At 76.1% G+C, this 641-nt stretch carries 1 pseudogene; it reads right to left on the reverse strand.

Annotated features, from left to right (window positions below):
- A pseudogene (locus J7528_RS23875) lies at positions 1-641 on the reverse strand (hypothetical protein); the annotation flags it as partial.

The raw sequence follows: 641 nt of genomic DNA on the forward strand, positions 1-641 counted from the left end.
TGCCGCCGACCCCGATGCTGACCGCGCCGTAGACACCGACCGCGCCGCCGGCGCCGAAGCCGCCGTCACCGCCGCCGCCGCCCACCGACTGGGCGTAGATGGCCGTCGCCCGGTCGCCGGCCGTGGCGATCAGACCGTCGTTGTCGACGGTGACGTCGCCGCCCCGGCTGGCCGTCCCCCCGGCGCCGCCGACGGACAGGTTCACGAACAGGCTGGTGCTGACGGAGTCGCCGCCGGCCCCGCCGCCGCCGCCGACCGACTGGGCGAAGACGCCGACCGAACCGTCCAGGTCGGTCGTGATCGCGCCGTGGTTGGTGACATTGACCGCGCCGCCCAGGCCGCCGCCCGAGCCGTCGCCGCCGATCGCGAAGCTGCCGCCCGCGCCGCCGCCGGCGCCGCCGCCGCCGCCCACGCTCTGGGCGAAGACGGCGTGGGAGTCGTAACCGTGGGTGATCAGCTCGCCGCTGTTGACGACGGTCACCGTGTCGGCGTCGCCGCCCGCGCCGCCCTTGCCGCCAATGGCCAGCAGACCGCCGGCGCCGGCGCCGGAGCCCCCGCCGCCGCCGACCGACTGAGCGAACACCGAGAAGGCCAGCTTGCCGTCGGTCTCCACCGTGCCGTTGTTCAAGACGGTGACGGAT

It is taken from the genome of Caulobacter sp. (assembly GCF_017744445.1).
In the GTDB taxonomy this organism is placed as follows: Bacteria; Pseudomonadota; Alphaproteobacteria; order Caulobacterales; family Caulobacteraceae; genus Caulobacter.